Annotated in this window: 25 protein-coding genes and 1 pseudogene; 6 read left to right on the top strand and 20 right to left on the bottom strand. The window is 65.8% G+C overall.

Annotated elements, in window-relative coordinates; all coding sequences use genetic code 11:
* Positions 1 to 3: 3 nt before the first annotated feature.
* The 6 genes and pseudogenes from HWX62_RS30880 to traJ form a co-directional block, all read right to left on the bottom strand.
* Positions 4 to 393 (bottom strand): protein TraD, encoded by a 390-nt coding sequence (locus tag HWX62_RS30880; protein ID WP_006122510.1) that lies wholly within the window; start codon positions 391 to 393, stop codon positions 4 to 6.
* A 21-nt stretch (positions 394 to 414) separates the two neighbouring features.
* Positions 415 to 2,478: a DNA topoisomerase III gene (locus HWX62_RS30885; protein ID WP_006122511.1), complete on the bottom strand. Its 2,064-nt coding sequence runs from the start codon at positions 2,476 to 2,478 to the stop codon at positions 415 to 417.
* 19 nt (positions 2,479 to 2,497) lie between these two features.
* A pseudogene (gene traF, locus HWX62_RS30890) lies at positions 2,498 to 3,025 on the bottom strand (conjugative transfer signal peptidase TraF); the annotation flags it as partial.
* On the bottom strand, positions 3,022 to 4,935 hold the full coding sequence (locus HWX62_RS30895) for a type IV secretory system conjugative DNA transfer family protein (RefSeq protein ID WP_000694765.1): 1,914 nt from the start codon (positions 4,933 to 4,935) through the stop codon (positions 3,022 to 3,024). The gene HWX62_RS30895 and the pseudogene traF, both read right to left, overlap by 4 nt.
* Complete coding sequence (gene traI, locus HWX62_RS30900; protein ID WP_011342947.1) at positions 4,932 to 7,172, bottom strand: TraI/MobA(P) family conjugative relaxase; 2,241 nt, start codon at positions 7,170 to 7,172, stop codon at positions 4,932 to 4,934. Before traI ends, HWX62_RS30895 begins: the two co-directional genes overlap by 4 nt.
* Before the next feature lie 34 nt (positions 7,173 to 7,206).
* Positions 7,207 to 7,581 (bottom strand): conjugal transfer transcriptional regulator TraJ, encoded by a 375-nt coding sequence (gene traJ / locus HWX62_RS30905; RefSeq protein ID WP_000426567.1) that lies wholly within the window; start codon positions 7,579 to 7,581, stop codon positions 7,207 to 7,209.
* A gap of 374 nt (positions 7,582 to 7,955) precedes the next feature.
* On the opposite strand from traJ, the gene HWX62_RS30910 reads away from it, so the two are divergent.
* From HWX62_RS30910 to HWX62_RS30920, 3 genes are read left to right on the top strand one after another with little or no spacing between them, the layout of a single operon-like run.
* The gene (locus tag HWX62_RS30910; RefSeq protein ID WP_001127128.1) at positions 7,956 to 8,354 is read left to right on the top strand and encodes a TraK family protein; all 399 of its coding nucleotides are present in this window, start codon (positions 7,956 to 7,958) and stop codon (positions 8,352 to 8,354) included.
* Positions 8,354 to 9,079 (top strand): ArsA-related P-loop ATPase, encoded by a 726-nt coding sequence (locus HWX62_RS30915; protein WP_001062597.1) that lies wholly within the window; start codon positions 8,354 to 8,356, stop codon positions 9,077 to 9,079. Before HWX62_RS30910 ends, HWX62_RS30915 begins: the two co-directional genes overlap by 1 nt.
* Positions 9,079 to 9,519: a conjugal transfer protein TraM gene (locus HWX62_RS30920; protein ID WP_000718516.1), complete on the top strand. Its 441-nt coding sequence runs from the start codon at positions 9,079 to 9,081 to the stop codon at positions 9,517 to 9,519. The genes HWX62_RS30915 and HWX62_RS30920 overlap by 1 nt, the downstream gene beginning before the upstream one ends.
* Before the next feature lie 202 nt (positions 9,520 to 9,721).
* Here HWX62_RS30920 and kfrC read toward each other — a convergent pair whose 3' ends face one another.
* The 13 genes from kfrC to HWX62_RS30985 form a co-directional block, all read right to left on the bottom strand.
* Positions 9,722 to 10,375 (bottom strand): IncP plasmid survival protein KfrC, encoded by a 654-nt coding sequence (gene kfrC, locus HWX62_RS30925; RefSeq protein ID WP_000826922.1) that lies wholly within the window; start codon positions 10,373 to 10,375, stop codon positions 9,722 to 9,724.
* A gap of 28 nt (positions 10,376 to 10,403) precedes the next feature.
* Entirely contained in the window at positions 10,404 to 10,751 is a 348-nt protein-coding gene (kfrB, locus tag HWX62_RS30930; RefSeq protein ID WP_000664557.1) for an IncP plasmid survival protein KfrB, read from the bottom strand.
* 169 nt (positions 10,752 to 10,920) lie between these two features.
* Positions 10,921 to 11,952, bottom strand: coding sequence for a DNA-binding protein (locus HWX62_RS30935; protein WP_011342948.1), 1,032 nt, complete (start codon positions 11,950 to 11,952; stop codon positions 10,921 to 10,923).
* Positions 11,953 to 12,131: 179 nt separating this feature from the next.
* Complete coding sequence (locus tag HWX62_RS30940) at positions 12,132 to 13,181, bottom strand: ParB/RepB/Spo0J family partition protein (protein ID WP_011114060.1); 1,050 nt, start codon at positions 13,179 to 13,181, stop codon at positions 12,132 to 12,134.
* A complete protein-coding gene (locus HWX62_RS30945; RefSeq protein WP_000855329.1) occupies positions 13,178 to 13,942 on the bottom strand; it encodes a ParA family protein in 765 nt (254 codons plus the stop codon). Before HWX62_RS30945 ends, HWX62_RS30940 begins: the two co-directional genes overlap by 4 nt.
* Entirely contained in the window at positions 13,939 to 14,241 is a 303-nt protein-coding gene (locus HWX62_RS30950; protein ID WP_010890110.1) for a transcriptional regulator KorA, read from the bottom strand. The genes HWX62_RS30945 and HWX62_RS30950 overlap by 4 nt, the downstream gene beginning before the upstream one ends.
* Positions 14,242 to 14,354: 113 nt before the next feature.
* Positions 14,355 to 14,885 carry a DUF2761 domain-containing protein gene (locus tag HWX62_RS30955; RefSeq protein WP_010890112.1) on the bottom strand — a complete coding sequence of 177 codons (531 nt, stop codon included), beginning with the start codon at positions 14,883 to 14,885 and terminating at the stop codon, positions 14,355 to 14,357.
* Position 14,886: 1 nt separating this feature from the next.
* Positions 14,887 to 15,216: a KleE stable inheritance protein gene (gene kleE / locus HWX62_RS30960; RefSeq protein WP_010890113.1), complete on the bottom strand. Its 330-nt coding sequence runs from the start codon at positions 15,214 to 15,216 to the stop codon at positions 14,887 to 14,889.
* Positions 15,217 to 15,360: 144 nt separating this feature from the next.
* Entirely contained in the window at positions 15,361 to 15,576 is a 216-nt protein-coding gene (locus tag HWX62_RS30965) for a DUF2688 domain-containing protein (protein WP_010890114.1), read from the bottom strand.
* Between the two features lie 58 nt (positions 15,577 to 15,634).
* Complete coding sequence (gene kleA / locus HWX62_RS30970; RefSeq protein WP_000041932.1) at positions 15,635 to 15,871, bottom strand: stable inheritance protein KleA; 237 nt, start codon at positions 15,869 to 15,871, stop codon at positions 15,635 to 15,637.
* A 159-nt stretch (positions 15,872 to 16,030) separates the two neighbouring features.
* Entirely contained in the window at positions 16,031 to 16,288 is a 258-nt protein-coding gene (gene korC, locus HWX62_RS30975; RefSeq protein ID WP_010890115.1) for a transcriptional repressor KorC, read from the bottom strand.
* 16 nt (positions 16,289 to 16,304) lie between these two features.
* On the bottom strand, positions 16,305 to 17,510 hold the full coding sequence (locus HWX62_RS30980; RefSeq protein ID WP_010890116.1) for a protein KlcB: 1,206 nt from the start codon (positions 17,508 to 17,510) through the stop codon (positions 16,305 to 16,307).
* 51 nt (positions 17,511 to 17,561) lie between these two features.
* The gene (locus tag HWX62_RS30985; RefSeq protein ID WP_001095942.1) at positions 17,562 to 17,990 is read right to left on the bottom strand and encodes an antirestriction protein; all 429 of its coding nucleotides are present in this window, start codon (positions 17,988 to 17,990) and stop codon (positions 17,562 to 17,564) included.
* Positions 17,991 to 18,158: 168 nt separating this feature from the next.
* On the opposite strand from HWX62_RS30985, the gene HWX62_RS30990 reads away from it, so the two are divergent.
* The gene (locus tag HWX62_RS30990; RefSeq protein WP_001260984.1) at positions 18,159 to 18,428 is read left to right on the top strand and encodes a type II toxin-antitoxin system ParD family antitoxin; all 270 of its coding nucleotides are present in this window, start codon (positions 18,159 to 18,161) and stop codon (positions 18,426 to 18,428) included.
* Positions 18,425 to 18,739, top strand: a complete 315-nt coding sequence (locus tag HWX62_RS30995) for a type II toxin-antitoxin system RelE/ParE family toxin (protein WP_010890153.1) — start codon at positions 18,425 to 18,427, stop codon at positions 18,737 to 18,739. Before HWX62_RS30990 ends, HWX62_RS30995 begins: the two co-directional genes overlap by 4 nt.
* A 962-nt stretch (positions 18,740 to 19,701) precedes the next feature.
* On the opposite strand, the gene HWX62_RS31000 is transcribed toward HWX62_RS30995, so the two are convergent.
* Complete coding sequence (locus HWX62_RS31000) at positions 19,702 to 20,136, bottom strand: mercury resistance transcriptional regulator MerR (protein WP_003131969.1); 435 nt, start codon at positions 20,134 to 20,136, stop codon at positions 19,702 to 19,704.
* A 71-nt stretch (positions 20,137 to 20,207) separates the two neighbouring features.
* Between HWX62_RS31000 and merT the strand changes: the two genes are divergently transcribed.
* Positions 20,208 to 20,558, top strand: coding sequence for a mercuric ion transporter MerT (gene merT, locus HWX62_RS31005; protein WP_003131974.1), 351 nt, complete (start codon positions 20,208 to 20,210; stop codon positions 20,556 to 20,558).
* Positions 20,559 to 20,568: the final 10 nt, after the last annotated feature.

Consider the following 20,568-nt stretch of genomic DNA (forward strand, 5'->3'; position numbering starts at 1 on the left):
GGGTCAGCCCTCCGACGCCTTGCGCGCGGCGGCCTGGGCAACCGTCTCGCCGGGCCGCAGGTCGTACAGCTCGCGGGCGTTCGTGGTGGTGATGAACGGCGGGATGTCGGCGCTCGGGCCTTCGTCGTCCAGGAATGCCGGCTCCAGCGCGCCATCGACTTCCACCAGGTCGTCGCCGCTCGCGGCGGCGTCCTGCTCGGACAGCGCGTCCTCCACGAACGCGCCCACGCGCTCGGCTTCGTCGGGGTCGAACTCGACCTGGAAGCCGGGCGTCAGCGCGTCGGCCATCTTCTCGCGCACGGCCTCGCGGCCGGCGGCGTCGTCGTCAACCGGCGGCAGGACGGCCAGCGGCTCGTCGTGGGCGGCGGTGTTGGTGGTGGTTTGCTCGTTCATGGTCGATCTCCTTCGCTGTGGTCATTCGGATGCCTGGCCGTTGCGGCCCTTGCTGTAGTCGGGCCGACCCTTGAGGTCGGGGTAGGTCTGCTTGCATGTGGGGAAGTTGCTGCAACCCCACCAGAATTGCCCCTTCTTCTTGCTCGGCCGGCGCGACAAGCCGCTGCCGCAGGCCATGCACTTGTGAAGGGATGACACCGGCGCGGCTTCCTTGCCGCCGGCGATGGTCACGGCTCCGCTGTTGGCCTTCGCCACCTGGTCGCGGATGAACGTCTCTTGCTTCGTGATGAAGGCGTCCAGGGCGGCCGTGCCCTGCTCGACGCCTTTCAGCATCCGCTCGTAGAGCGCGGTCAGCACCGGGCTTTTCACAACCTCGGGCAGCGCGTCGATGACGCTGCGGCCGAGGGTCGTGCTGATGATCTGCTTGCCTTTGACGGCCAGGAACTCGCGCCGCTTCAACTCGGAAATGATCGACGCGCGGGTGGCCGACGTGCCGATGCCGTCGCCCTCGCGCAGCATCTTCTTGTGCTCGGCATCGCTGACGAACTTGTGGATGTTCTCCATCGCGCGGATCAGCGTGCCCTCGGTAAAGCGCGCTGGCGGCTTCGTCTTGGCGTCCTTGCGGGTGGCGTCCGTGCAGGTCACGGCGTCGCCCTGGGCCATCGACGGCAGGGCCTGCGTGCCGCTGTCGTCGTCCTCGTCCTTCTCGCCTTCCTCGTCGGCCTGGCTGTACACGTCACGCCAGCCGTTGCGCGTGACTACCTTGCCGCTCGCGGCGAAGTTCTCGCCCGCGATCTCGACGCCCACGGTGGTCTGCATGTACTCGTGCAGCGGGTAGAACTGCGCCAGGTAGGCGCGCACGATCAGGTCGTAGATGTTGCGCTCGCGCTCGCTGAGGGCGGCCTTGCTGCCCTTCTGCATGGTCGGCACGATGCCGTGGTGCGCGGTGATCTTCGAGTCGTCCCACGTCTTGGACTTGATACGCGGATCGGCACCATCGACCAGGCCGGCCAGTTCGGGGTTGACGTGCTTGATCGCCTCCAGCACGCGCGGCGCGTCGGCGTGCTGCGACTCCGGCAGGTAGGCGCAGTCGGTGCGCGGGTACGAGGTCAGCTTGTGCGTCTCGTAGAGCGCCTGGCAGGTGTTCAGCACGTCCTCGGCGCTGTAGCCGAACTTGGCCGAGGCCAGTGCCGTAATGTCGGACAGGGCGAAGGCCAGCGGCTGGTTCTGCTTCTTGGCCTCCTGTTTGTACGCGGCGATGGTGCCCGGCTGGCCCTTGACGGCGGCCACCAGGGCGTCGGCGACGGCGGTATCGACAAGGCGGCCTTCGCTGTCCAGGCCGGCTTGATCCTCCTTCGCCTTCCATGCGGCGGCGAAGCTGCCGCCGGCGTGCTGCACCACCGCCCGGATGGTGTGGTACGGCACGGCCTTGAATGCCTCGATCTCGCGGTCGCGGGCGACCACGAGGGCCAGCGTCGGCGTCTGCACGCGGCCCACGGTCAGCAGGGCGCGCGAGCCGCCGCGCTGCGCGCGCAGCGTGTACGCGCGGCTGAGGTTCATGCCGATCAGCCAGTCGGCGCGCTGCCGCCCGCGTGCAGCGTCGGCCCAGCCTGCATAGGTGGTGTTCTCCTTCAACGCGGCCAGGCCGCGCTTGACGGAAACGGAGTCCTGCGCGCTCACCCAAAAGCGGCGCACCGGCTTGCTGTTGCGGAAGTGCTCCAGCACTTCGTCAACCAGCAACTGGCCTTCGCGGTCGGGGTCGCCGGCGTTGACGATCTCCTTGGCCTCCTTGAGCAGCTTGCCGATCACGGCGAGCTGCTTCTTCGCGTCGTCCTTGGGCTTGAGAATCCAGCTCTCGGGGATGATGGGCAGCTCATCGACGCGCCAGACCTTCTTGCCGGACTGGCCGCGCGGCACGTCATCGGGCGTGTACTCGTCGGGGTCGGCCTGTTCGAGCATGTGCCCGAAGCACCAGGTCACTTTGTCGGTGCCGCACTCGATGAAGCCGTCGCCCTTGCCGGTCGCGCCCAGCTCGCCGGCGATGGCCTTGGCGACGGACGGCTTTTCTGCGATGAAAAGGCGCATGGTGTGTCTCCCTACCAGGGATGACCGGACGGATCACGGTCTTGATTTGCGAACGATTGATCGGGCCGAAGTAGCGGCCGTCGAAGGATGTGGCGCTCACGTCCGACATAAGCAGCACCTCGGAATTGCCGAGCGTGTAGCTGTTGGACTGATAGCGCGGCAGCGGCCGACCGGCCTTGTCGGCCTTGATCGGCGCGCTGAGGGGCAGCAGCTCGCCGTTGACGCGCACGCCGTCATCGGCGACGGCGACGGCATCGTCTTTAGCGGCTAAAACGCGCTTCATCATGTAGCCGTAGCCGCCCTGGCAGAAGCCGGCCCCGATGTAGCCCCTCTCCTTGGCGTCATCGAACACGCCGAGCTGCGGCGGGCAGAAGAGGACGTAGGCCCCCTTCTCCACCGGCGCGCTGCTCGTCCAGTACAGGCCGACCGGAATGCTCTTGGTGGTGTTCACGCGGGCACCGGCGGCATAGCCGCCGGCGGCCAGCAGCAGGGCGGCCACGCCCGCGATGACGACGCCTGCCGCGATACGTTTCAGGATGCGGCTCATATCGTGATGCCCTCCCCTTCCGTCTCGGCCTGTGCGACGGCGCGCAGGCGGTCGCTGACCTTGGGCGCAGGGATCGCGGCGCGTGCCGAGAACACTGGGTCTTTGAAGTACAGGGGTTGCTTGCCGTAGATCGCCGGGTAGCCCGCGACGTAGATCACCATGTCGCCGGCTTCTTCGATCTCGCCCTGGGCGTTCTTCTTTGGCCCCGGCATGCGCAGGCATTCGTCGGGCGTCAGCAAGGGCCGCTGCACTTCCTGGTAAGTGCGCGACACCTGGCCCAGCATCGCCGCCGTGCGGCGGCCGCTGGTCGTGATCTGCTCCTTCACCACGGTGGTCTGCCCGGTGAGGCGGGACAGGTGTTCGGCCGTCTCGACGCGGTTGGGCGGGTAGGCGTTCTGCACGTGGCAGTTCGACGTGATGCTTTCGTCGTGGCCGTAGCCCGTCTCGCGGCTCTTGAGCTGGTTAATGTCCTGGCAGATGAGGTAGCACTTGATGCCGTAGCCGGCCACGAAGGCCAGCGACTCTTGCATGATCTCCAGCTTCCCGAGGCTCGGGAACTCGTCCAGCATCATCAAGAGCCGGTGCTTGTAGTGCGCCACCGGCCGGCCGCCCTCGAAGTCCATCTTGTCGGCCAGCAGGCGCACGATCATGTTCACCATGACGCGCACCAGCGGCCGCAGGCGGGCCTTATCGTTGGGCTGGGTGACGATGTAGAGGCTTACCGGGTCGTCCTCGTGCATCAACTGCTTGATGCGGAAGTCCGACCGGCTGACGTTGCGGGCCACCACGGGGTCGCGGTACAGGGCCAGGTACGACTTGGCCGTGGACAGCACCGATCCGGCTTCTTCCTCGGGCCGATCCATCATGTCGCGGGCCGCCGAGCCGATGGCGTGATGGTTCTGGCCGTCTACGTGCCCGTAGGTCGCCATTTCCATCCAAAGCTCGCCAATGTCCCGGTTCGGGTCGGCCAGCATCGCATCGACGGACGGCAGCGTGGCGGTGCCGCCATCGTCCTTGGCCTTGTACAGCGCGTGCAGGATCACGCCGACCAGGAGCGCGAAGGCGGTCTTCTGCCAGTGCGAGTCCAGGCCCTTGCCGTCCGGGTCAACGATCAGCGTGGCAAGGTTCTGCACGTCACCCACCTCGTATTCGGTGCCGAGGCGGATTTCGTCCAGCGGATTCCAGCAGACGCCGCCCGAGGTGCTGGCCGGCTCGAAGCGCAGCACCTTGTTCTTGGCGTGCTTCTGCCGCCAGCCGGCGGTCAAGGCCCACAACTCGCCCTTCAAGTCGGTGATGACGCTGCTCGCGCCCCACGACAGCAGCGTGGGCACCACCAGGCCGACGCCCTTGCCCGAGCGCGTGGGCGCGTAGGTCAGCACGTGCTCGGGGCCGCTGTGCCGCAGGTAGAAGAAATTGCCGTCCTTGTCCTGCCAGCCGCCCACGTACACGCCGGTAGCCGTGGGTGCGGCCTTGCCGGTGACGATCTCCAGGACGTTGCGCTCGCGTGGCAGCAGGCCGGCCGCCTGAATGTCCTTCTTCTCGGCCCAGCGGGCCGAGCCGTGCAGGTACTCGTTCGCCTTCGAGCTGTTGGACGTGACGACCTTCGCCACGGCCACGCCCAGCAGGCCCACGGTCGAAACCAGCATCCCCATGCTGCCGGCCTTCATGATCTCGTCCGGGTACTGGCTGTACCACTTGTACGTCCAGTGCAGGATCGACCAGGGCGCGTACACGTGGCCCACGTTGGGGCCGAGGGTCGCGTGATAGGCGAACGTGTGGGCGAAGAACTGCGTCGCGGCCTGGAGGCCGCCGACCATCGAGGCCGCGCCCAGCACCGGCAGCAGCTTGCTCGGCTTCGGTTTGGCGGTTCGGACTTGCGGCCCTACCGCGTTGTTCATCTTGATCTTCATCTACTCCTTCCTTTCGACGTTTTGATGGAGCCTTTCGCGGTGATCGAGACGGCATCGCCGACCGCGATGCGCGTCAAGCGCCGGGCCGTGGCCTGGTCGATGGGCATAACCATGACCTCATCACCTCGTTTCAAGAGGGCCAGCGCCTGGCCCTCGATAGTCCTGGTGCCCTGGAACGTGAGCGCACCATCACCGGCAGTATATCGGGAATGCTTCGGTATATCGAAACCTTTTAGGCGCTTTGCCTCGCGTTCGGCGATGTACTTGTCGGCGGCGGCGACGCCCGGCGGCGTCTGGCCTACTCCTGTTCCTGGCCGAGAAATTCCCCGTCGCAGTGCGTGATCTGGTTGGGTTCCTTGCTGCTCCACGTGACGAGGAACATCACGCGGCAATAGCACTTCACTTCCGCCGGCGATGCGAACCACACCGAGTTCGGACAGTGCTCGCAAACGGTGCTGGCTTTGGGGCGGCGGTTTTCTTCCAAGGCGTCCAACGTCGGGCTTCCGGTGGACGGTGGCGGCGTGAAGGCCGGCGTCGGCGCGGTCGCCTCGGCCGGCGGCTGGCCGGCCGTCGCCTGCTCGGGCGACGGCTGCGGCTCCGGTAGCGTGCTGGTCGGCAGCGGGCCGCTGTCCAGGGCCGCCAGCGCCGCGTCCAGTTCGTCCTCGATGCTCTGGTCTTTCGGTTCGCTCATGGGTGTTCTCCTTGTTCAAAAGCGCCTGCCGCCGGCTCTCAAGAGCCGGATCGGTGAAGGTGATGGGTAGCTGGGAATCGACGGCGGCGCGGATCATCTGCGCCTTGAACTCCACCGTGCCGTTGACGGTGATGCGGTTGCCGTAGCGTTGCATCGCCAGGCGCAGGGCTTCTTGCAGCCCTTCGCGCGTGGCCTCGCGGGAGACTTGCAGGCGGTCACCGTCATCGCGCACGGCGCTCATGCCGGCGCGGAAGATGATCGTCCCCTTCTTCGTGATGTTGTCCACCGCCGGCGCGTGGCCGGGCTTCGCCTGGCCCTCGCCCCGGATGGTGTTGCCCTTGAGGCCCTGGGCCGCCTCGCGGGCGCGCAGGGCGGCCAGGGCGTCGGCGCCGCCGTGCTGCGCCTCCTTCTTGAGCCAGTCGGCCCACGTGCGCCGGCTGTGCTCGGCGTAGAGGGCCGTGCGCTCCTGCTGGAACTGCTTGTTGATCGCCTGGATTTCGCTGCGCAGGGCCTTGCTCGCCTGGGCGTACAGCAGCTTCTTGTTCGCGCGGCCCTCGCCGACCACCTTAATCGTGGCGCGGCGCAGGCGGTTCGACCTCTTGGCCGCCTCGATCAGCCGATCCTTGCGATGCCGGGCGCGCTCCAGGGCCTGGGCGCGCGCCGTGGTCAAGCTCTGCTGCTCGGCCTTGTACTTCGCGTACAGCTCCACGGTGTTGACGCGAAGGCGGATGGGGTCTTTGCGGTACTGCCGCTTCGCGGTGGTTTGCGCCTGCCGTTCGGGCGAAGCCTCGAACGGGCCAAGCCGCGCCTCCAGGCTCGGCTTGGAAAGGTCGCGGGCTACTGTGCTCGCCTTCACCATCGTTCCGTCGCCGGCCTCGAACACGAGGCCATTGGCGCGGACGCGCAGCTCCATTCCGTTGTCGCGCATGACCTGGTGCAGTTCCTGCCAGGACTGCGCGCCCTTGATCTCGTCCAGGCACTCGCGCTTGATCCAGCCGACCAGGCTTTCAACGCCGGCATGCCGCTCCATGTCGGCGGCCCGGCCCTCCGCGCCGCGCTTGCGCGGCTCGTGGTTGTCGCGCTCCAGGCCGTAGTCGCGCTCCAGGGCCGTGCAGAGTTCCGCCAGCGCCCGGTGCGGGTAGTACGGCTCGTGCATCGTGTGCCGCGTCGGGTGAATCTTGTTGATGGCGATGTGGATGTGCAGGTTGTCGGTGTCGTTGTGGACGGCACTGATTCGCTGATGCTCGCCATAACCCAGCCCGACGCAGATGCGTTCCTCAATCGCGCGCAAGGTGTCGGCGCTGGGCTGCTCGCCGGCCCGGAAGCTGACGATCAGGTGGTAGGTCTTGTCGCCCTTCGCGCGGGTGTTCGTGTGCTGGGTCGCCAGCACCTCCGTGATGGCGTCCTGGATGGAACCGGCTTCGCAGTTCGTCGCCTGCACGTGGCCCAGCCGGTGGTCTTTGCTTTGGGCGTCGGTGATGTAGTTCGCCAGGCCCGCGAAGTCGCTCTTGCCAAGCGAGCGCATCGGCACGTGCTTGGCGATCATGGCCGCCCCTCCGGCTTTTTAGCCGCTAAAGAAGTCAAGGCTCGGCCCTCGGCTGAACCACGGCCTTCATGATCCGGCTCATTTCGTCCTGGGTGGCCTCGATCCGGCCCAGCAGGGCCAGGATGGTCGCCTCGCCGAACTGGAGCGTTCGCACGTCATCGGTCAGCCAGAGCTTGAGCAGGCCGCCAAGGCGGCCAAGGTCGCCGTTGACGCGCACCAGCTCGCGCACGTGCTGGTAGTCCATGACGCCCTTGATCTGGTAGCCCTGGCCCACGTCGCGCAGATAGCGCGCCACGCTGACGCCCGCCCTCTTGGCGTTCGCCTCGATCTCGTCTTTCTCTTCGGGGAACACCGGCACCCGCAGGTGCTGCCGCCGCCGGCGGCCGTGTTCCTTTTCGTCGTTCTCCATGCCTCGCCTCGTCTCTCATGCCGGCGGTAGCCGGCTGCCTCGCAGAGCAGGATGACCCGTTGAGCGCCCCCGGCGCGAATAAGGGACAGTGAAGATAGATAACCGGCTCGCCGGTTAGCTAACTTCACACATCCTGCCCCGCCTTACGGCGTTAATAACACCAAGGAAAGTCTACACCAGCCATTACGATTTATCCGCAACTATCGCGCTATCAGGCCGCAAAAGCAGCAACGGATATAGCGAAACCCGCCACAATGGCCCATAATGCCGCTATCGAAGCGTGCCAATGCACGCCGATAGCGGACTTTTTGCGTTTCCGTAGCGCCGCTTAGTAGCGTTACATTTGCGATGAGAGGATTAGATGGACGAACACGATGCCAAAGACCTACCCCGAAGAGCTGGCTGAATGGGTGAAGGGACGGGAAGCCAAGAAGCCGCGCCAGGACAAGCACGTGGTCGCGTTCCTGGCCGTCAAGAGCGACGTTCAAGCGGCGCTCGATGCGGGCTATGCGATGAAAACGATCTGGGAGCACATGAAGGAAACCGGCCGGCTGCGCTGTCGGTACGAAACCTTCACCCAGCACGTGAAGCGGTACATCAAGGCCGCGCCGGTAGCTTCCCCGCCGCCTCCCGCCACTCCCCCGGACAGCCAGCCCAAGGGCGCGAAGCCCGAGCCGAAGGCCGCCCCGCCGGCCTCGGAATCCAAGAGTGAGCCACCCAAGATCGGCGGCTTCACGTTTGATGCGACTCCAAAGAAAGAGGATTTACTGTAATGGCGAAAATTCACATGGTTCTGCAAGGCAAGGGCGGCGTCGGCAAGTCGATGATCGCGGCCACCATCGCGCAGTACAAAGCCGGCAAGGGACAGAAGCCGCTTTGCATCGACACCGATCCGGTGAACGCGACGTTCGAGGGCTACAAAGCCCTCAACGTGCGCCGGCTCAACATCATGGACGGCGACGAGATCAACACCCGGAATTTCGACGCCCTGGTCGAGATGATCGCGTCGGCCGAGGGCGACGTCATCATCGACAACGGGGCCAGCTCGTTCGTGCCGCTGTCGCACTACCTCATCAGCAACCAGGTGCCGGCGCTGCTCCAGGACATGGGCCACGAACTCGTGGTGCATACGGTCGTCACCGGCGGCCAGGCCCTGGTGGACACGGTGAGCGGCTTCGCCCAGCTCGCCAGCCAGTTCCCGGCCGAATGCCTGTTCGTGGTCTGGCTGAACCCGTATTGGGGGCCAATCGAGCACGAGGGCAAGGGGTTCGAGCAGTTGAAGGCGTACACGGCCAACAAGGGCCGTGTGTCCGCCATCATCCAGATTCCGGCGCTGAAAGAGGAAACCTACGGCCGCGACTTCGCCGAAATGCTCCAGGATCGGCGCACCTTCGATGAGGCCCTGGCCGATTCGGCGCTCACGATCATGACGCGGCAGCGGCTCAAGATCGTGAAAACCCAGCTCTTCGCCCAGCTCGAAAACGCGGCGGTGCTCTGATGGCGGCCGACGACAAGATCGAGGAGCTGATACGGGAGATCGCGGCCAAGCACGGCATCGCCGTGGGCCGCGACGATCCGATCTTGATCCTCCAGACCATCAACATGAAGCTGATGCAGGACAGCGCATCGGCCCAGCAGGAAATCTTGGACGCCTTCAAGTCGGAACTGGAGTCCATCGCCCACCGATGGGGTGATGACGCCAAGGGAAAGGCGGAAAGGACGCTCAACGCGGCGTTGGCGGCCAGCAAGGACGCCATGACGCGGGGAATGCAGGAGGGCGCGAAGGCGGCCGCCGAGGCCGTGCGGCGTGAGGTTGAGGCGGTGACGGCGCAGCTCGTCGCGCCGATCCGCGAGGCGCGGCGCGTCGCCATGATGAACATGGTCGCGGCCGGCATGGCGGTCGTGGCCGCCGGCCTGGCCCTGTGGGCCTCGCTGTAGATGGCGATGCGGGATCTCATCGTCAGAACTGGCGATGGTCGACCGCGCCGGCGGCATCGCCAGGTTCGGCGATGCTGGCCAGCTCCCGGCATCGTCGCTTGTGACGATGCTGCAGGATGATTCCGCCAGGCCCTCGGCGGGCCTCCCTCGCCAGAAATGGCGATGCTCGAGAAAAAAGCCCGGCGACCGCCGGGCTTCGTTTTTATGCGGGCCTGGCTGACAGGCCCAAGGACTGCGATCTCCCTGGCCGCTCCTGGGCCTGGGATTGCTTGCGCTCCTGCTCCTGCTTGCGCATCAGCAGCTCATGCCGGCGGGCGGCCTCGCGCATGGCATCCCAATCGGAAGCCAGCTCGGGGTTCTCGGCGCGCATCTTGCGCGTCGCCAGCTCTTCGATCTTCGGCGAGTGCAGGCCCATGCCTTCCTTGATCTCGCGGACGGCCTCCAGGCGCGCGTGAAGCGTCTGCAAGCGGGCCTGCTGCTGCGCCTGCTGGTTCTGCCAGGCTCGCTTAGAGCCGGGCAAGGAAAGCCGGCCAGGCGCGGACGCCTGGGTCTGCTGCAAGCGGGCCTGCTGCCGGTCGATCAGGTTTTCTAGCCTGTCCTCGATGTGCTCCACCTGGTCGTGCTTGGCCTGCACGTAGAGCGCCAGGGTTTCGGGGTAGGACTGCTCGACCGGGGCCGCCTCTAGGGTGGCCTGCTGCTCGATCTCGGCCGCCTGGGCGGCCTCCAGCAAGTCGGCTCCGGTGTCCTCGCGCGAAGCGCCGAAGGCGGCACCGCCGAGGGTGGCCGGCGCGCTGACGCGGGCCGGCTTGGTGGCGCGGCTCTCGGTGCCGCTGCCGGGGATGGTGAGTCGTTTCAAGGGCGTGCCTCCTTTTTAGCCGCTAAAGCTACATGGAGCGCCCCCGCGTCAGTTTCGGGGCCTCTGCGGCGACTGCCGCCTTGCCCTGGGCGTTGTAGCTGATGCTCTTTGCGCTCCCAATTTCAGGTACTTTATCGAAATCTGACCGAGCGTGCATGACAAAGTTCTTGCCGATCTGCTGGTACACGTTGGTGGCGTCGGCATGAACGATCACGCCGGCGTGGGTCTGCTTCTTGTCGGCCGCTTGGGCCGTGTACAGGTTGTAGATGCCGGGCTTCAACGCGCCCGCCTTGTCTACTTTCTGATTCGTCCAAGCGCCGTCCTTTTCGGCCTGAACGATGCGTTGACCGTTCATGACCAAGAGGCGTTCTTTCATCGGGCACTCCTATGGTTGCCGTGGTTCTCAAAAGGGTGATGGTGGCCCCATGCAAGCCGCGCTCCAACAAAAAAGCCGACCTCGGCAAAGCGAGGCCGGCTCTTCCCAGCGGCCGGGTTGTGCGTTTTGTCAGGTTCCAGGGTAATTTTAAGGAAAACCAACCGATTTATCAGGTCTTTTTGCGTCCGCCGCTGGTCGGATCGGCCGCCCGGCCTTGCGCCATGACGGTTTCCAGGGCCTCCAGCCGGCCGCGAAGCCCGGCCGCTTCCTCGCGGGCCTGGGCAGCGTCGCGCTTCGCCTGGTCGCGCTCGCCCTGGGCGGCGGTCAGCCGCTCGGCCTGGCGGTGTGCCTCGGCCGCCATCGCCTTGCGCTGCTCCTGGTGGGCCTGCTCGGCCGCCTCGGCCTTGGCCTGCACCTTCACCAGCTCCGCGCGCACCTGGTCGCGCTCGGCGGCGGCCACCTCGGTGGCCTTCCGCTGCTCGGCCTGAGCGGCGCGCGCCTGGTCGGTCGCCTGGTTCGCCCGCTCCAGGTCGGCACGCAGCTCGCCGGCGCGGCGCTCGATCTCGGCGGTACGGCTGTTCGCGGCCGCGAGGTCGGCCCGCAGGGCCTCCACCTGGTCGGCGCTGGCCGTGGCCCTCTCCTGGGCCTTGTCGCGCTCTGCGCGCGCCTGGCGGGCTTCCTGATGGGCGTGATCCAGCTCCGTGCGCAGCTCGCCGGCCCTGGCCTCGGCCGTGGCCGCGCGCTCGCTGGTCGCCGCGAGCTTGCCGCGCAGCTCGTCGGCCTCGCCCTTGGCGGCCGCCTCGACGGCCTCCAGGGCCGCGACGCGGGCCTTGGCCTCGTCCAGCTCGCCGGTGAGCTGGTCGGCCAGCTCTGCGGCTTCCTGGCGCGCTGCTTCCGTCTCCTGGCGCACGGCCTCCAGCGCCTCGCGCTCGGCGGCCAGGCGGTTGTTCGCCATTTCCAGCGCCACGGCCCACAAGTCGCCGCCCAGCTCGGCCAGCTTGTCGGTGATCGCCTGCGGTGCCGGCTCGCGGATCGGGGCGGCCTGGCTGGCCTTGCGTGCGCGCCACTCGTTCATCGCCTCGCTGATGGTGGTGAAGCTGCCGCTGCCGAGCTGCTTGCGCACGTTCGCCAGCGTGGGGTTCTGGCCGGCCGCGTCCAGTTCGTCGGCCACCGCAAATATCTGCTCCTTCGAGATCGCCATGTCGGGCCTCCTTTGGCCGGTTGTATGTTGTAGCGTGTAGCATACTACAACATACAACACTACGCAAGCGGTTTAGCTGAACTTTTTTTAGCGGCTAAAACGCGGGCAAAAAAAAGCCCCGCTCGATGGCGGGGCGATGGGTGGGGGTCGGTGGTCGGCGATGCCCGGCGCTGGGCGTGTCAGCCCTCCAGCAGCGCGACAAGCTGCACGGTGCCAAGGTCGGCCTCGAACTCCTGGCCGTCATCCTCGTATTTGAGCCAGGCCCAGCCCTCGGCCGGGGGCCGGCGGTTGAGGATCAGCCGTGCCGGCCGGTCGTCGTGCTTGACCTGTATGATGGCCTTCTTGAGCTTGTCGGGGTCGGCCTCCTTCGGCTCCTTCTTCCCCTTGGCGTCATCATCCTGCGGCCCCTGCTCGCCGTCGCCGGCCTCGGCGTCGGTCTTGCCGGTCAGCGCATCGACGGTGTTGGGATCACGGTCGCCGTCCTCGTGACTGCGCTTGTCCTCCAGGAACTCGCGCAGCAGCTTCACCGAGCCGCGCGTCAGCTCCTGGCTGTCGTCGGCCAGCCAGGCGGCCACCTCGTCGGGGTTCTTCTTGTAGGCCGTCACCAGCTCGTTGATGACAGTCACGTCCTTGCCCCGGCCGCTATTGAACGCCTCGGCAATGGGTTCGGGCAAGTCCAGCAGCGTGACGTGCTGCGTGACGAAGGCCGGCGACTTGCCGATCTCCTTGGCGATCTCGCCCTTCTTCTTGCCCTTCGCCAGCTCGCGGCCGATGAAGTCGGCGATCTCACGCGCCGTCAGCTCGTTGCGTTGCAGGTTCTCGATAACCTGGTCGGCCTCGTTGTAGTCGTTGTCGATGAAGGCCGGGATCGTGGTCTTGTGCGCCCACTTCGAGCCGCGATAGCGCCGCGCGCCGTGGTTGATGAGGTAGCGCCCCGGTGCGTCCGGGTTCTCGCGCACGCTGATGGGCGACTTCACGCCGCGCGCTTTGATGGTCTCGCCGATCTCCGCGATGCTCTCCGGCGAGAAGCCGGGGTTGTCGGCCGTGCGCGGCTGGTGTGGGTCTTCGTCGATCAGGTCAAGCGGCAGCTCCTGCGGGCCTGCGCCGCCGGCGTTGGCCGCCGGCTGCTCGTTCAGCAGGCCGGCCAGGTCGCCCAGCCCGTCCAGGCCCAGCCCGGACGATTGCGGCTTGTCCTGCTCCTTCTTCTTGGCGTTGGTCTTGGCGCTCATTGCGCGATCTCCATCTTCGTGAACACGTAATCCGCCAGCGCACGCACCTCCTGGGTGGCCTTCCGCGCGGCGGTCTTCTTGATCTTCCACACCGGCATCTGCTCGCCCAGCGCCTCGGCGATGCTGTCACGCGCGCCGATGCTGAACGGCAAGATGAGCTGCGGGTATGCCTGCTGCAACGTCGCCAGGTTGTTGACGTGGCGCGGCTTCCGCGCGTCCACCTTGTTCGGCACCATGCCGAGGAAGCGCAGCTTGGGGTTCTGCTTGCGCAGGTTGCTGATGACCGCGACCATCTTCTTCATGCCCTGCAAGCTGTACGCCTCCATTTCGATGGGCGACAGCATGTAGTCGGCCGTCAGCACGGCCGCCGTCATGGCGACGCCAAGGGAGGGGGCCGTGTCGATCAGGCACACGTCGAAGAACTCGCCCAGCGCGGCCACACTGGCCCGCAGCGCGGCGGCCGCCTGGGAAAGCTCCATCTTGTCCAGGTTCGCCAGGTTGGCGTCTGCCGCGATCAGCGCCAGGCTCTCGCCCTCGCGCTTGCCGAACCAATACCGCAGGTCATCGGTGTCGCCGGTGAACAACTGGCTGGCGAGGTAGCCCGATTGGTACGCCGACAGCGTGAACGATGCGTTGCCCTGGGTGTCCAGGTCGATCACGGCCACGCGAAGGCCGCGCTCCAGGAAGTCGAATGCCAGGTGGCAGGTGGCGAACGTCTTGCCTTGACCGCCCTTCTGAATTGCCGTGACCAGTGTTTTCATGACTTGGGTTCCTGTTTCCTCTTGGCGTCTGCTTCCCACTTCTTGACGATGAACGCTTGATGCTCCGGCAGTACCGCCGTCACTCGCTCGAAGCCCTCGGGGAGCTGTTCCCCTGCTGCTGCCCATACGCGACTGACCGCCTGCGACACCGCCCCCTTGGTCAGCCCCAGCGAAGTGACAAACTCCGCCTGGGGCCGGCCATCGACCAGCACGCCGCGCGCTATGTCGATGGTCTGCTGCCCGATCTCCAGCCCCTTGATGGCCGTCTGGAATTGGGCTTCGGTTAGCCGTTTCTTCATGGATTGCACCCATAACACTCCACACCCGGTTTGTTGAACAAATGGCGGTGCCAGCCGCCGACCATGTGCAGAAGTTTAGCTAAACCATGCGAAGCCGTCAAGCGTTTTAGCGGCTAAAAATTTGTTCGCGCCTTGTCGATGGCCGATGCCGTTGCGGCCGTCGCCCGCGCCTGTCGCCAGTGGTCGGAATCCACCGCGCACGCGCAAAGCGTGGCCCCGTCCTGGTCGTAGAACACGGCCGGCCGGCCCTCCACCTTCGCCTCGATGCGCAGCGCCTTGGCAGGCAGGCCCAGCCCGTCCGCGATGACGGCCAGGGTGGCGCGCTGCAAGGCCAACTCTTCCCCCTTGGCGTCAATGAGCTGTGCCGCATGGGCGGCACTCAGGAAGAACGTCATCAGCGGGCCTACGGTGCGCGTGCCGCCGCTGGCAAAGCACACGTCGAAGGAACCGCCGCCCACGTGCGGATCGACGCCCTCCACGAGACGCCAGGGGTCAAGGCCCCATTCTTCGGATTGCGCGCTGTACCAGTAGGCCGGCGCGTCGCCGTTCAAGTCGCTGTCCGCGTACTCGCGCACCATGACGGCCACGCGGCCAGTGGTCGGCTCCACGAAGCCAGGCGGGTAGGGGAGGGTCTGCTTTGCCATGTCAAAGCCCTTTCGGTTTGTAGATCGAAACGAAGTAGGTGATCGCGGTCAGTGCCGCGAAGTACGCCAGGAACGACCAGCCGGCATACACGCCAGGCGTGTTCCAGTGGTAGAGCATCCGCACGAACTGGAAGAAGGTGATGATCGCCAGCACCCACTTGAGCACCGGCCAGACCAGCACGGTCGCCACCCATACGAACTTGACCAGGCCGGCCACCAGGCCCCGGCCTTCGGCCTTGGGTGCGGCAGGCGCAGCAGCGGGCGCGGCAGGCTGCACCGGCTCGGGAGCCGGCGGCTTGCTCGCCCTGGGGAACTTGACGATGTTGGACATGGCTTGACCCTCCACGCGGTTACGTGTTGAATGCTGGATGCTCCCACTCGGAAGCATGGTTACGGTGTGCCAGCACCAGGCCAAGCGCCCCGGATCACTCCGGGGCGTTCCTCCACCTGGGGCCGTCGAACGTGTGGAATGCCGTCATTGCAGCGTCGCTCCGCTCATGCGTCGCACGGCCGCCGCCAGCAGCATTTCCGTCAGCTCGTTATCTTCCTCCGGCGTGATGCAGCCGCCGCAGATGCTGCCGAACTTCTCGCGGGCATCATCGGCGCCGATGATGGTGTGGCTCAAGGTTCGGATGCTCTTGCCGCAGCGCCGGCAGCACGTCTCGATGATCTCGATCTTGCCTTTGCTCATGGGACTGTTTCCTCTTGGCGTTCCGTTGATGACCCGGCCGAAGCCGGGCCGCCTTCCCTTACCAGCCGACGCTGCGCTTGGCCTGCTCGACCGCTTGGCTCGACCATTCGCCCTTGGCACTGGCCTCCAGGCTCAAGGCGGCGAAATAGGCTTTGCCGCGCAGCTCTTCCGCCTGCTTCACCAGCTCGGCCGCCTCGGCCATCGTGGCCTCGATCTGGTCGCGGCGGGCTTGGAAGTCGGTGGCTTCCACATTCGGCAGGGCGTCAACCCAAGGCATGATCTTGTTCTTGCTCATCGGAACCTCTCCGGTAATCGACCTGGGCGGAATGCCCGGCCTTCAAGTGCTATATTAGGACAAAATGTCCTAGCCTGTCAAGCACTTTAGCTAAACTATTTTCGCTTTACCGTAGTCCGATGCCTAGCACTTTAGCCGCTAAAGCCTCTTTCCCTGGCGTCAAACCTCTTTCCAGATCAGCCCGAGGCCGGCGTAGTCGCACAGCAGCGCCCACGCGGCATAAGGGATCGGCGTGTCCTCGCCCACCCATCGCCGGATCGTCCGGTCGCCCTTCGGGCCGAGGCCCAGCACCTTCGCGGCTTTGCCGCCGGTGAGGCCCGCCAGGCGCAGCACCTCGCGCACCTCTTCGCCGCTCGGCTGCGCCCACCGCTCGGCCGGCTTCAAGCACTCCAGCCGGATATTGGCGTCGTTCGTCATTCGTTTCTTCTCCTGGTCACGTGATAAGCCGCAGTTGGTCGAATCCGTAGATCGACTGAATGCAGCTCGGGTCTGAATCCACCACACGGCGGCCCGCGCGGTTGGTCTTGTATGTCACCGGCCGGTCGTCATGCGCCCACACCTGGCGGGTGTCTGGATGCACCTTCACGATGATGACGCGCTTGCCGATCTCCTTGGCGAACACCGGATGGTGGACGCTCACGATCTCGCACCGTTGGCCTGGTGCGGGCGTGAACTCCACCAGGTCGGCCGGGCCTGCATCGCCATTCCTGGCGGTGCTGCAGGATGCTTCGCCTGCGCCCGGCATCGTCGCTTCTGGCGATACAGGCCCAGCCTCGGCCTTGCAATCGTCAGCTTTGGCGGTGCTGCAGCGCATCGCCGTTTCCGCCGATGCGGGATCTCGCTCGCGGCCCCCGGCCTTTCCCTTGGCGTTCGACCTGGCGGCCCTGGCCGCCTTGACCTTGCCCGCCGCCTCGGCCGCCCAGCGCCGCGCGATGAACGCCTTGTGCGCCGGCAGCACCACATCGACCAAGACGAAGCCCGGCGGGATCGTCACGGTCGCCGGCTCGCGCCGCGCCGGCGGCACCAGGCCGGCCAGCCAATCGGGCAGGGGAGCGTCGGCCAAGCGGTCGCGGTAGTTGGCCTCGATCAACACCGGCCGCTTCTTCTCGGCCAGCATGGCCGTCAGGATGCCGCGCGCAACCTCGTCCACGGTCATGCAGCCCCGCGCCGTGTCGAAGTGCGAGCGATAGCCCGTCGCCGAGATAAACGGCCTGTCCAGGTCAACCGCGTGGAACTGAAAATGCGCGTTGAGCGGCCCGCCATAACCGGCCTCGTACTCCACCAGGGCGCGCACGTCGCCCGCCACGGCCAGGAACTGGCCGCGCTGGCCCCACAAGGGCACGTCCCCCGGCACCGCAGCGCAATGCCGCTCGATGACGCGGCCGGCGGCCTCGTCGTCGGCCATGCACCCGAAGTTCGTGCCGCCGTTCAGCTTCCAGATGATCGCCTCGTATCGGTCGCCGGCCAGCTCGGCCGCCGCCCCGTCGCCGCGCATGACAGCCGCGTCGATCTCCACCACGGCCGCAACGGCCGCAGCCAGCAGGCCGTCACGGTCTGCCGGCAGCTCGGCCAGCAGCTCGGCCGCCGGCGCGCTCCAGTCCTGGCCCGTCTGGGCCGGTTGCTTTGTTCGCTTCGCCATCGCTTGACGTGCTCCTGGTGCAGCCCCGGCCGGAGCCGGGGCCGCCCCTCATCAGTCAATAGCCCGGTAGATCGCAGCGGCCTCGGGGTGGCCGGCCGCGAAGCCGCGCAGGAAGTGATAGCGGTCGATCAGGGCGTCGGCCGCGTCCGTGCCGGCGATCTCGGCCGCGAGCTGGCCGAGCGCGAACAGGGTTGCGACAATGCCGGCGGCGTCGGCCGACAGTTCGCCCCGGAAGCCGTTGCCGTCTACCTCGATCTCCAGGCGCTCGGCCAGGTCGGGGGCCAGGTAGAAACCGCCGTCCGACAGGGTGTAGTAGTGCCAATACGCGCCGTTGTAGCGTTCGCAGAGCCGGCGCAGCCAGGCGTACACAAGGGCCTCGCCGCGCATCATCAGGCGCGGGCCGAAGTAGGTAGGCAAGAAGTCGAGGCGCTGGGCCTCGGCGACCAGGGAAGCGGTGACGGGTTGGTCTTGGGTGTTCATCGGAACTCTCCGGTAGTTGACCTGGGCGACATGCCCGGCCTTCAAGACGTATATTAGGACAAAATGTCCTAACCTGTCAAGCACTTTAGCTAAACTTTAGCCGCTAAACTGGACTTCGCCCCCTTGGAGTGATAGGATTGAATCCTATTGAACCGAATGGAGGCCGCCATGCGAACCACCCAGCAACTGAGCATCACCCTGCCGAACGACATGGCCGACGTGGTGAAAACGAAGGTCAAGACCGGGGAGTACGCGAGCGAAAGCGAGGTCATCCGCGACGGCCTGCGTGCGCTACTCGCGCGTGATCGCGCCGTCGAGTCCTGGCTTCACAACCAGGTCGGCCCGGCGTATGACGCCCTGAAAGCCGATCCCTCCCGAGCCGTCACCGCCGACCAGGTGCGCGCCCGCCTGGCCGCCGAGCATGCGAAGGCGCAATGAGCTACGCGGTCGTCTTCTCGCCCGAGGCCGAAGAGCAGCTTGCCGAGCTGTACCGCTACATCGCGGCGGCGGCGTCGCCTGACGTTGCCGCTCGCTACACCGAGGCAATCGTCACCTACTGCGAAAGCCTGCGCACGTTTCCACTGCGCGGCACCATGCGCGACGATGTGCGGCCCGGCCTGCGCATCACGAACTACCGCAAGCGCGCCGTGATCGCCTTCGATGTGGCCGGCGATCTGGTTTCCATCATCGGCGTGTTCTACGGCGGGCAGGACTACGAGACGATCCTGCACGACGACGCGGACGACTGAATTCCCCCGCTTCTTGACACTTGAGGGGCGCAATCACGCCCTGGGCCTGGCAGGCCGACCCCTCCCTTGGCGTTCAACCTTGCGGCCTTCGAGCTGGAGCCATCTTCCGACTTGGCGACGGCGCAGGAGTCACCGCGGCCTTGACAGTTGGGGAGTCCAGAGGGGGCCTTGGCCCCCTTTGGAAGAGCACGAACTTCTGCCAGGCGCTTGCGCCTGGCTATGGTCAGCCGTAGCGCCGTAGGCGCTCCATTCTTGGGGTGAAGGCCGTAGGCCGAGGGGCAACGCCCCTGGGGGGATGGGAGGCCGCTTTAGCGGCCGGGTGGGATCGAGAAGGGGGGGCACCCCCTTCGGCGGCCGATCATTCTGCGGGGCACCTTGGGCCGGTTTGCCGCTTTTTTCGACACCCGGTTATAACAACTAGGTTTAATATAAAGGTTATGAAGGGTTAAAAGCCGGTTAGCTTGACCGGAAAACGCGCGCAAGCCGTTGATACGCCAAGGAAAAGGCTCGAAGGGCCGCCCCTCAAGTGTCAATGGATAAGCCCCTCAAGGGTCAATAGTCTGCCCGTCAAGTGTCAAGGATCGCGCCCCTCATCTGTCAGCACCCCCGCCCCTCAAGTGTCAGTACGGCAAGGGCCTTGCCAACAGGCTTATCCACAACTTCTGTGGATAAAGCCAGCCCGATCAAGCACATAGGCCGCCTCGACGGCCTCCGGCGCGGCTCCAGCCGGCCGATTTCGAGGCCGGCCCCTCATCTGTCAGCATCGCGCCGGGGTGCGCTGCCCCCCAAGTGTCAAGAAACGCCCCTCAACTGTCACCAGCCGGCGTTTTGTCCCCAAACGATCCACAAGGGGGAACCGCAGAATTCGGAAAAAATCGTACGCTAAGCTAACGGTGTTCTCGTGACAGCTCTTTGACTAGGCTTTCTAAGGGGTCGTCTCAGAAAACGGAAAATAAAGCACGCTAAGGCATAGCCGAACCTGCCAAGCTTGCTCCACCCTGTAGTGACGCGATCAGCGGGCAGGAAACGTTCCCCCTTCGCGCATGGCAGGCGCACACCAACTCAGACAGCACGGCCTCCATGCGCGCCAGGTCAGCCATTTTCTCGCGCACGTCCTTGAGCTTGTGCTCGGCCAGACTGCTGGCTTCCTCGCAATGGGTGCCATCCTCCAGCCGCAGCAGCTCGGCGATCTCATCCAGGCTGAAGCCCAGCCGCTGGGCTGATTTCACGAAGCGCACCCGCGTTACATCCGCCTCGCCATAGCGGCGGATGCTGCCATAGGGCTTGTCAGGCTCCAGCAACAAGCCCTTGCGCTGATAGAAACGGATGGTCTCCACATTGACCCCGGCCGCCTTGGCGAAAACGCCAATGGTCAGGTTCTCCAAATTGTTTTCCATATCGCTTGACTCCGTACATGAGTACGGAAGTAAGGTTACGCTATCCAATTTCAATTCGAAAGGACAAGCGCATGTCTGAACCAAAAACCGGGCGCGGCGCGCTCTTCACTGGAGGGCTTGCCGCCATCCTCGCCTCGGCTTGCTGCCTCGGGCCGTTGGTTCTGATCGCCTTGGGGTTCAGCGGCGCTTGGATCGGCAACTTGGCGGTGTTGGAACCCTATCGCCCCATCTTTATCGGCGTGGCGCTGGTGGCGTTGTTCTTCGCCTGGCGGCGCATCTACCGGCAGGCAGCGGCCTGCAAACCGGGTGAGGTCTGCGCGATTCCCCAAGTGCGAGCTACTTACAAGCTCATTTTCTGGATCGTGGCCGCGCTGGTTCTGGTCGCGCTCGGATTTCCCTACGTCATGCCATTTTTCTACTGATCGGAGTTCA

This window comes from Burkholderia sp. BCC0506 (genome assembly GCF_902833145.1).
GTDB lineage: Bacteria > Pseudomonadota > Gammaproteobacteria > Burkholderiales > Burkholderiaceae > Burkholderia.

Excerpts from the sequence above, each read along its gene's own strand:
- HWX62_RS30880 (WP_006122510.1), bottom strand. The coding sequence starts at position 393 with ATGAACGAGCAAACCACCACCAACACCGCCGCCCACGACGAGCCGCTG.
- HWX62_RS30885 (WP_006122511.1), bottom strand. The coding sequence starts at position 2,478 with ATGCGCCTTTTCATCGCAGAAAAGCCGTCCGTCGCCAAGGCCATCGCC.
- HWX62_RS30895 (WP_000694765.1), bottom strand. The coding sequence starts at position 4,935 with ATGAAGATCAAGATGAACAACGCGGTAGGGCCGCAAGTCCGAACCGCC.
- traI (WP_011342947.1), bottom strand. The coding sequence starts at position 7,172 with ATGATCGCCAAGCACGTGCCGATGCGCTCGCTTGGCAAGAGCGACTTC.
- traJ (WP_000426567.1), bottom strand. The coding sequence starts at position 7,581 with ATGGAGAACGACGAAAAGGAACACGGCCGCCGGCGGCGGCAGCACCTG.
- HWX62_RS30910 (WP_001127128.1), top strand. The coding sequence starts at position 7,956 with ATGCCAAAGACCTACCCCGAAGAGCTGGCTGAATGGGTGAAGGGACGG.
- HWX62_RS30915 (WP_001062597.1), top strand. The coding sequence starts at position 8,354 with ATGGCGAAAATTCACATGGTTCTGCAAGGCAAGGGCGGCGTCGGCAAG.
- HWX62_RS30920 (WP_000718516.1), top strand. The coding sequence starts at position 9,079 with ATGGCGGCCGACGACAAGATCGAGGAGCTGATACGGGAGATCGCGGCC.
- kfrB (WP_000664557.1), bottom strand. The coding sequence starts at position 10,751 with ATGAAAGAACGCCTCTTGGTCATGAACGGTCAACGCATCGTTCAGGCC.
- HWX62_RS30935 (WP_011342948.1), bottom strand. The coding sequence starts at position 11,952 with ATGGCGATCTCGAAGGAGCAGATATTTGCGGTGGCCGACGAACTGGAC.
- HWX62_RS30940 (WP_011114060.1), bottom strand. The coding sequence starts at position 13,181 with ATGAGCGCCAAGACCAACGCCAAGAAGAAGGAGCAGGACAAGCCGCAA.
- HWX62_RS30945 (WP_000855329.1), bottom strand. The coding sequence starts at position 13,942 with ATGAAAACACTGGTCACGGCAATTCAGAAGGGCGGTCAAGGCAAGACG.
- HWX62_RS30950 (WP_010890110.1), bottom strand. The coding sequence starts at position 14,241 with ATGAAGAAACGGCTAACCGAAGCCCAATTCCAGACGGCCATCAAGGGG.
- HWX62_RS30955 (WP_010890112.1), bottom strand. The coding sequence starts at position 14,885 with ATGGCAAAGCAGACCCTCCCCTACCCGCCTGGCTTCGTGGAGCCGACC.
- kleE (WP_010890113.1), bottom strand. The coding sequence starts at position 15,216 with ATGTCCAACATCGTCAAGTTCCCCAGGGCGAGCAAGCCGCCGGCTCCC.
- HWX62_RS30965 (WP_010890114.1), bottom strand. The coding sequence starts at position 15,576 with ATGAGCAAAGGCAAGATCGAGATCATCGAGACGTGCTGCCGGCGCTGC.
- kleA (WP_000041932.1), bottom strand. The coding sequence starts at position 15,871 with ATGAGCAAGAACAAGATCATGCCTTGGGTTGACGCCCTGCCGAATGTG.
- korC (WP_010890115.1), bottom strand. The coding sequence starts at position 16,288 with ATGACGAACGACGCCAATATCCGGCTGGAGTGCTTGAAGCCGGCCGAG.
- HWX62_RS30980 (WP_010890116.1), bottom strand. The coding sequence starts at position 17,510 with ATGGCGAAGCGAACAAAGCAACCGGCCCAGACGGGCCAGGACTGGAGC.
- HWX62_RS30985 (WP_001095942.1), bottom strand. The coding sequence starts at position 17,990 with ATGAACACCCAAGACCAACCCGTCACCGCTTCCCTGGTCGCCGAGGCC.
- HWX62_RS30990 (WP_001260984.1), top strand. The coding sequence starts at position 18,159 with ATGCGAACCACCCAGCAACTGAGCATCACCCTGCCGAACGACATGGCC.
- HWX62_RS30995 (WP_010890153.1), top strand. The coding sequence starts at position 18,425 with ATGAGCTACGCGGTCGTCTTCTCGCCCGAGGCCGAAGAGCAGCTTGCC.
- HWX62_RS31000 (WP_003131969.1), bottom strand. The coding sequence starts at position 20,136 with ATGGAAAACAATTTGGAGAACCTGACCATTGGCGTTTTCGCCAAGGCG.
- merT (WP_003131974.1), top strand. The coding sequence starts at position 20,208 with ATGTCTGAACCAAAAACCGGGCGCGGCGCGCTCTTCACTGGAGGGCTT.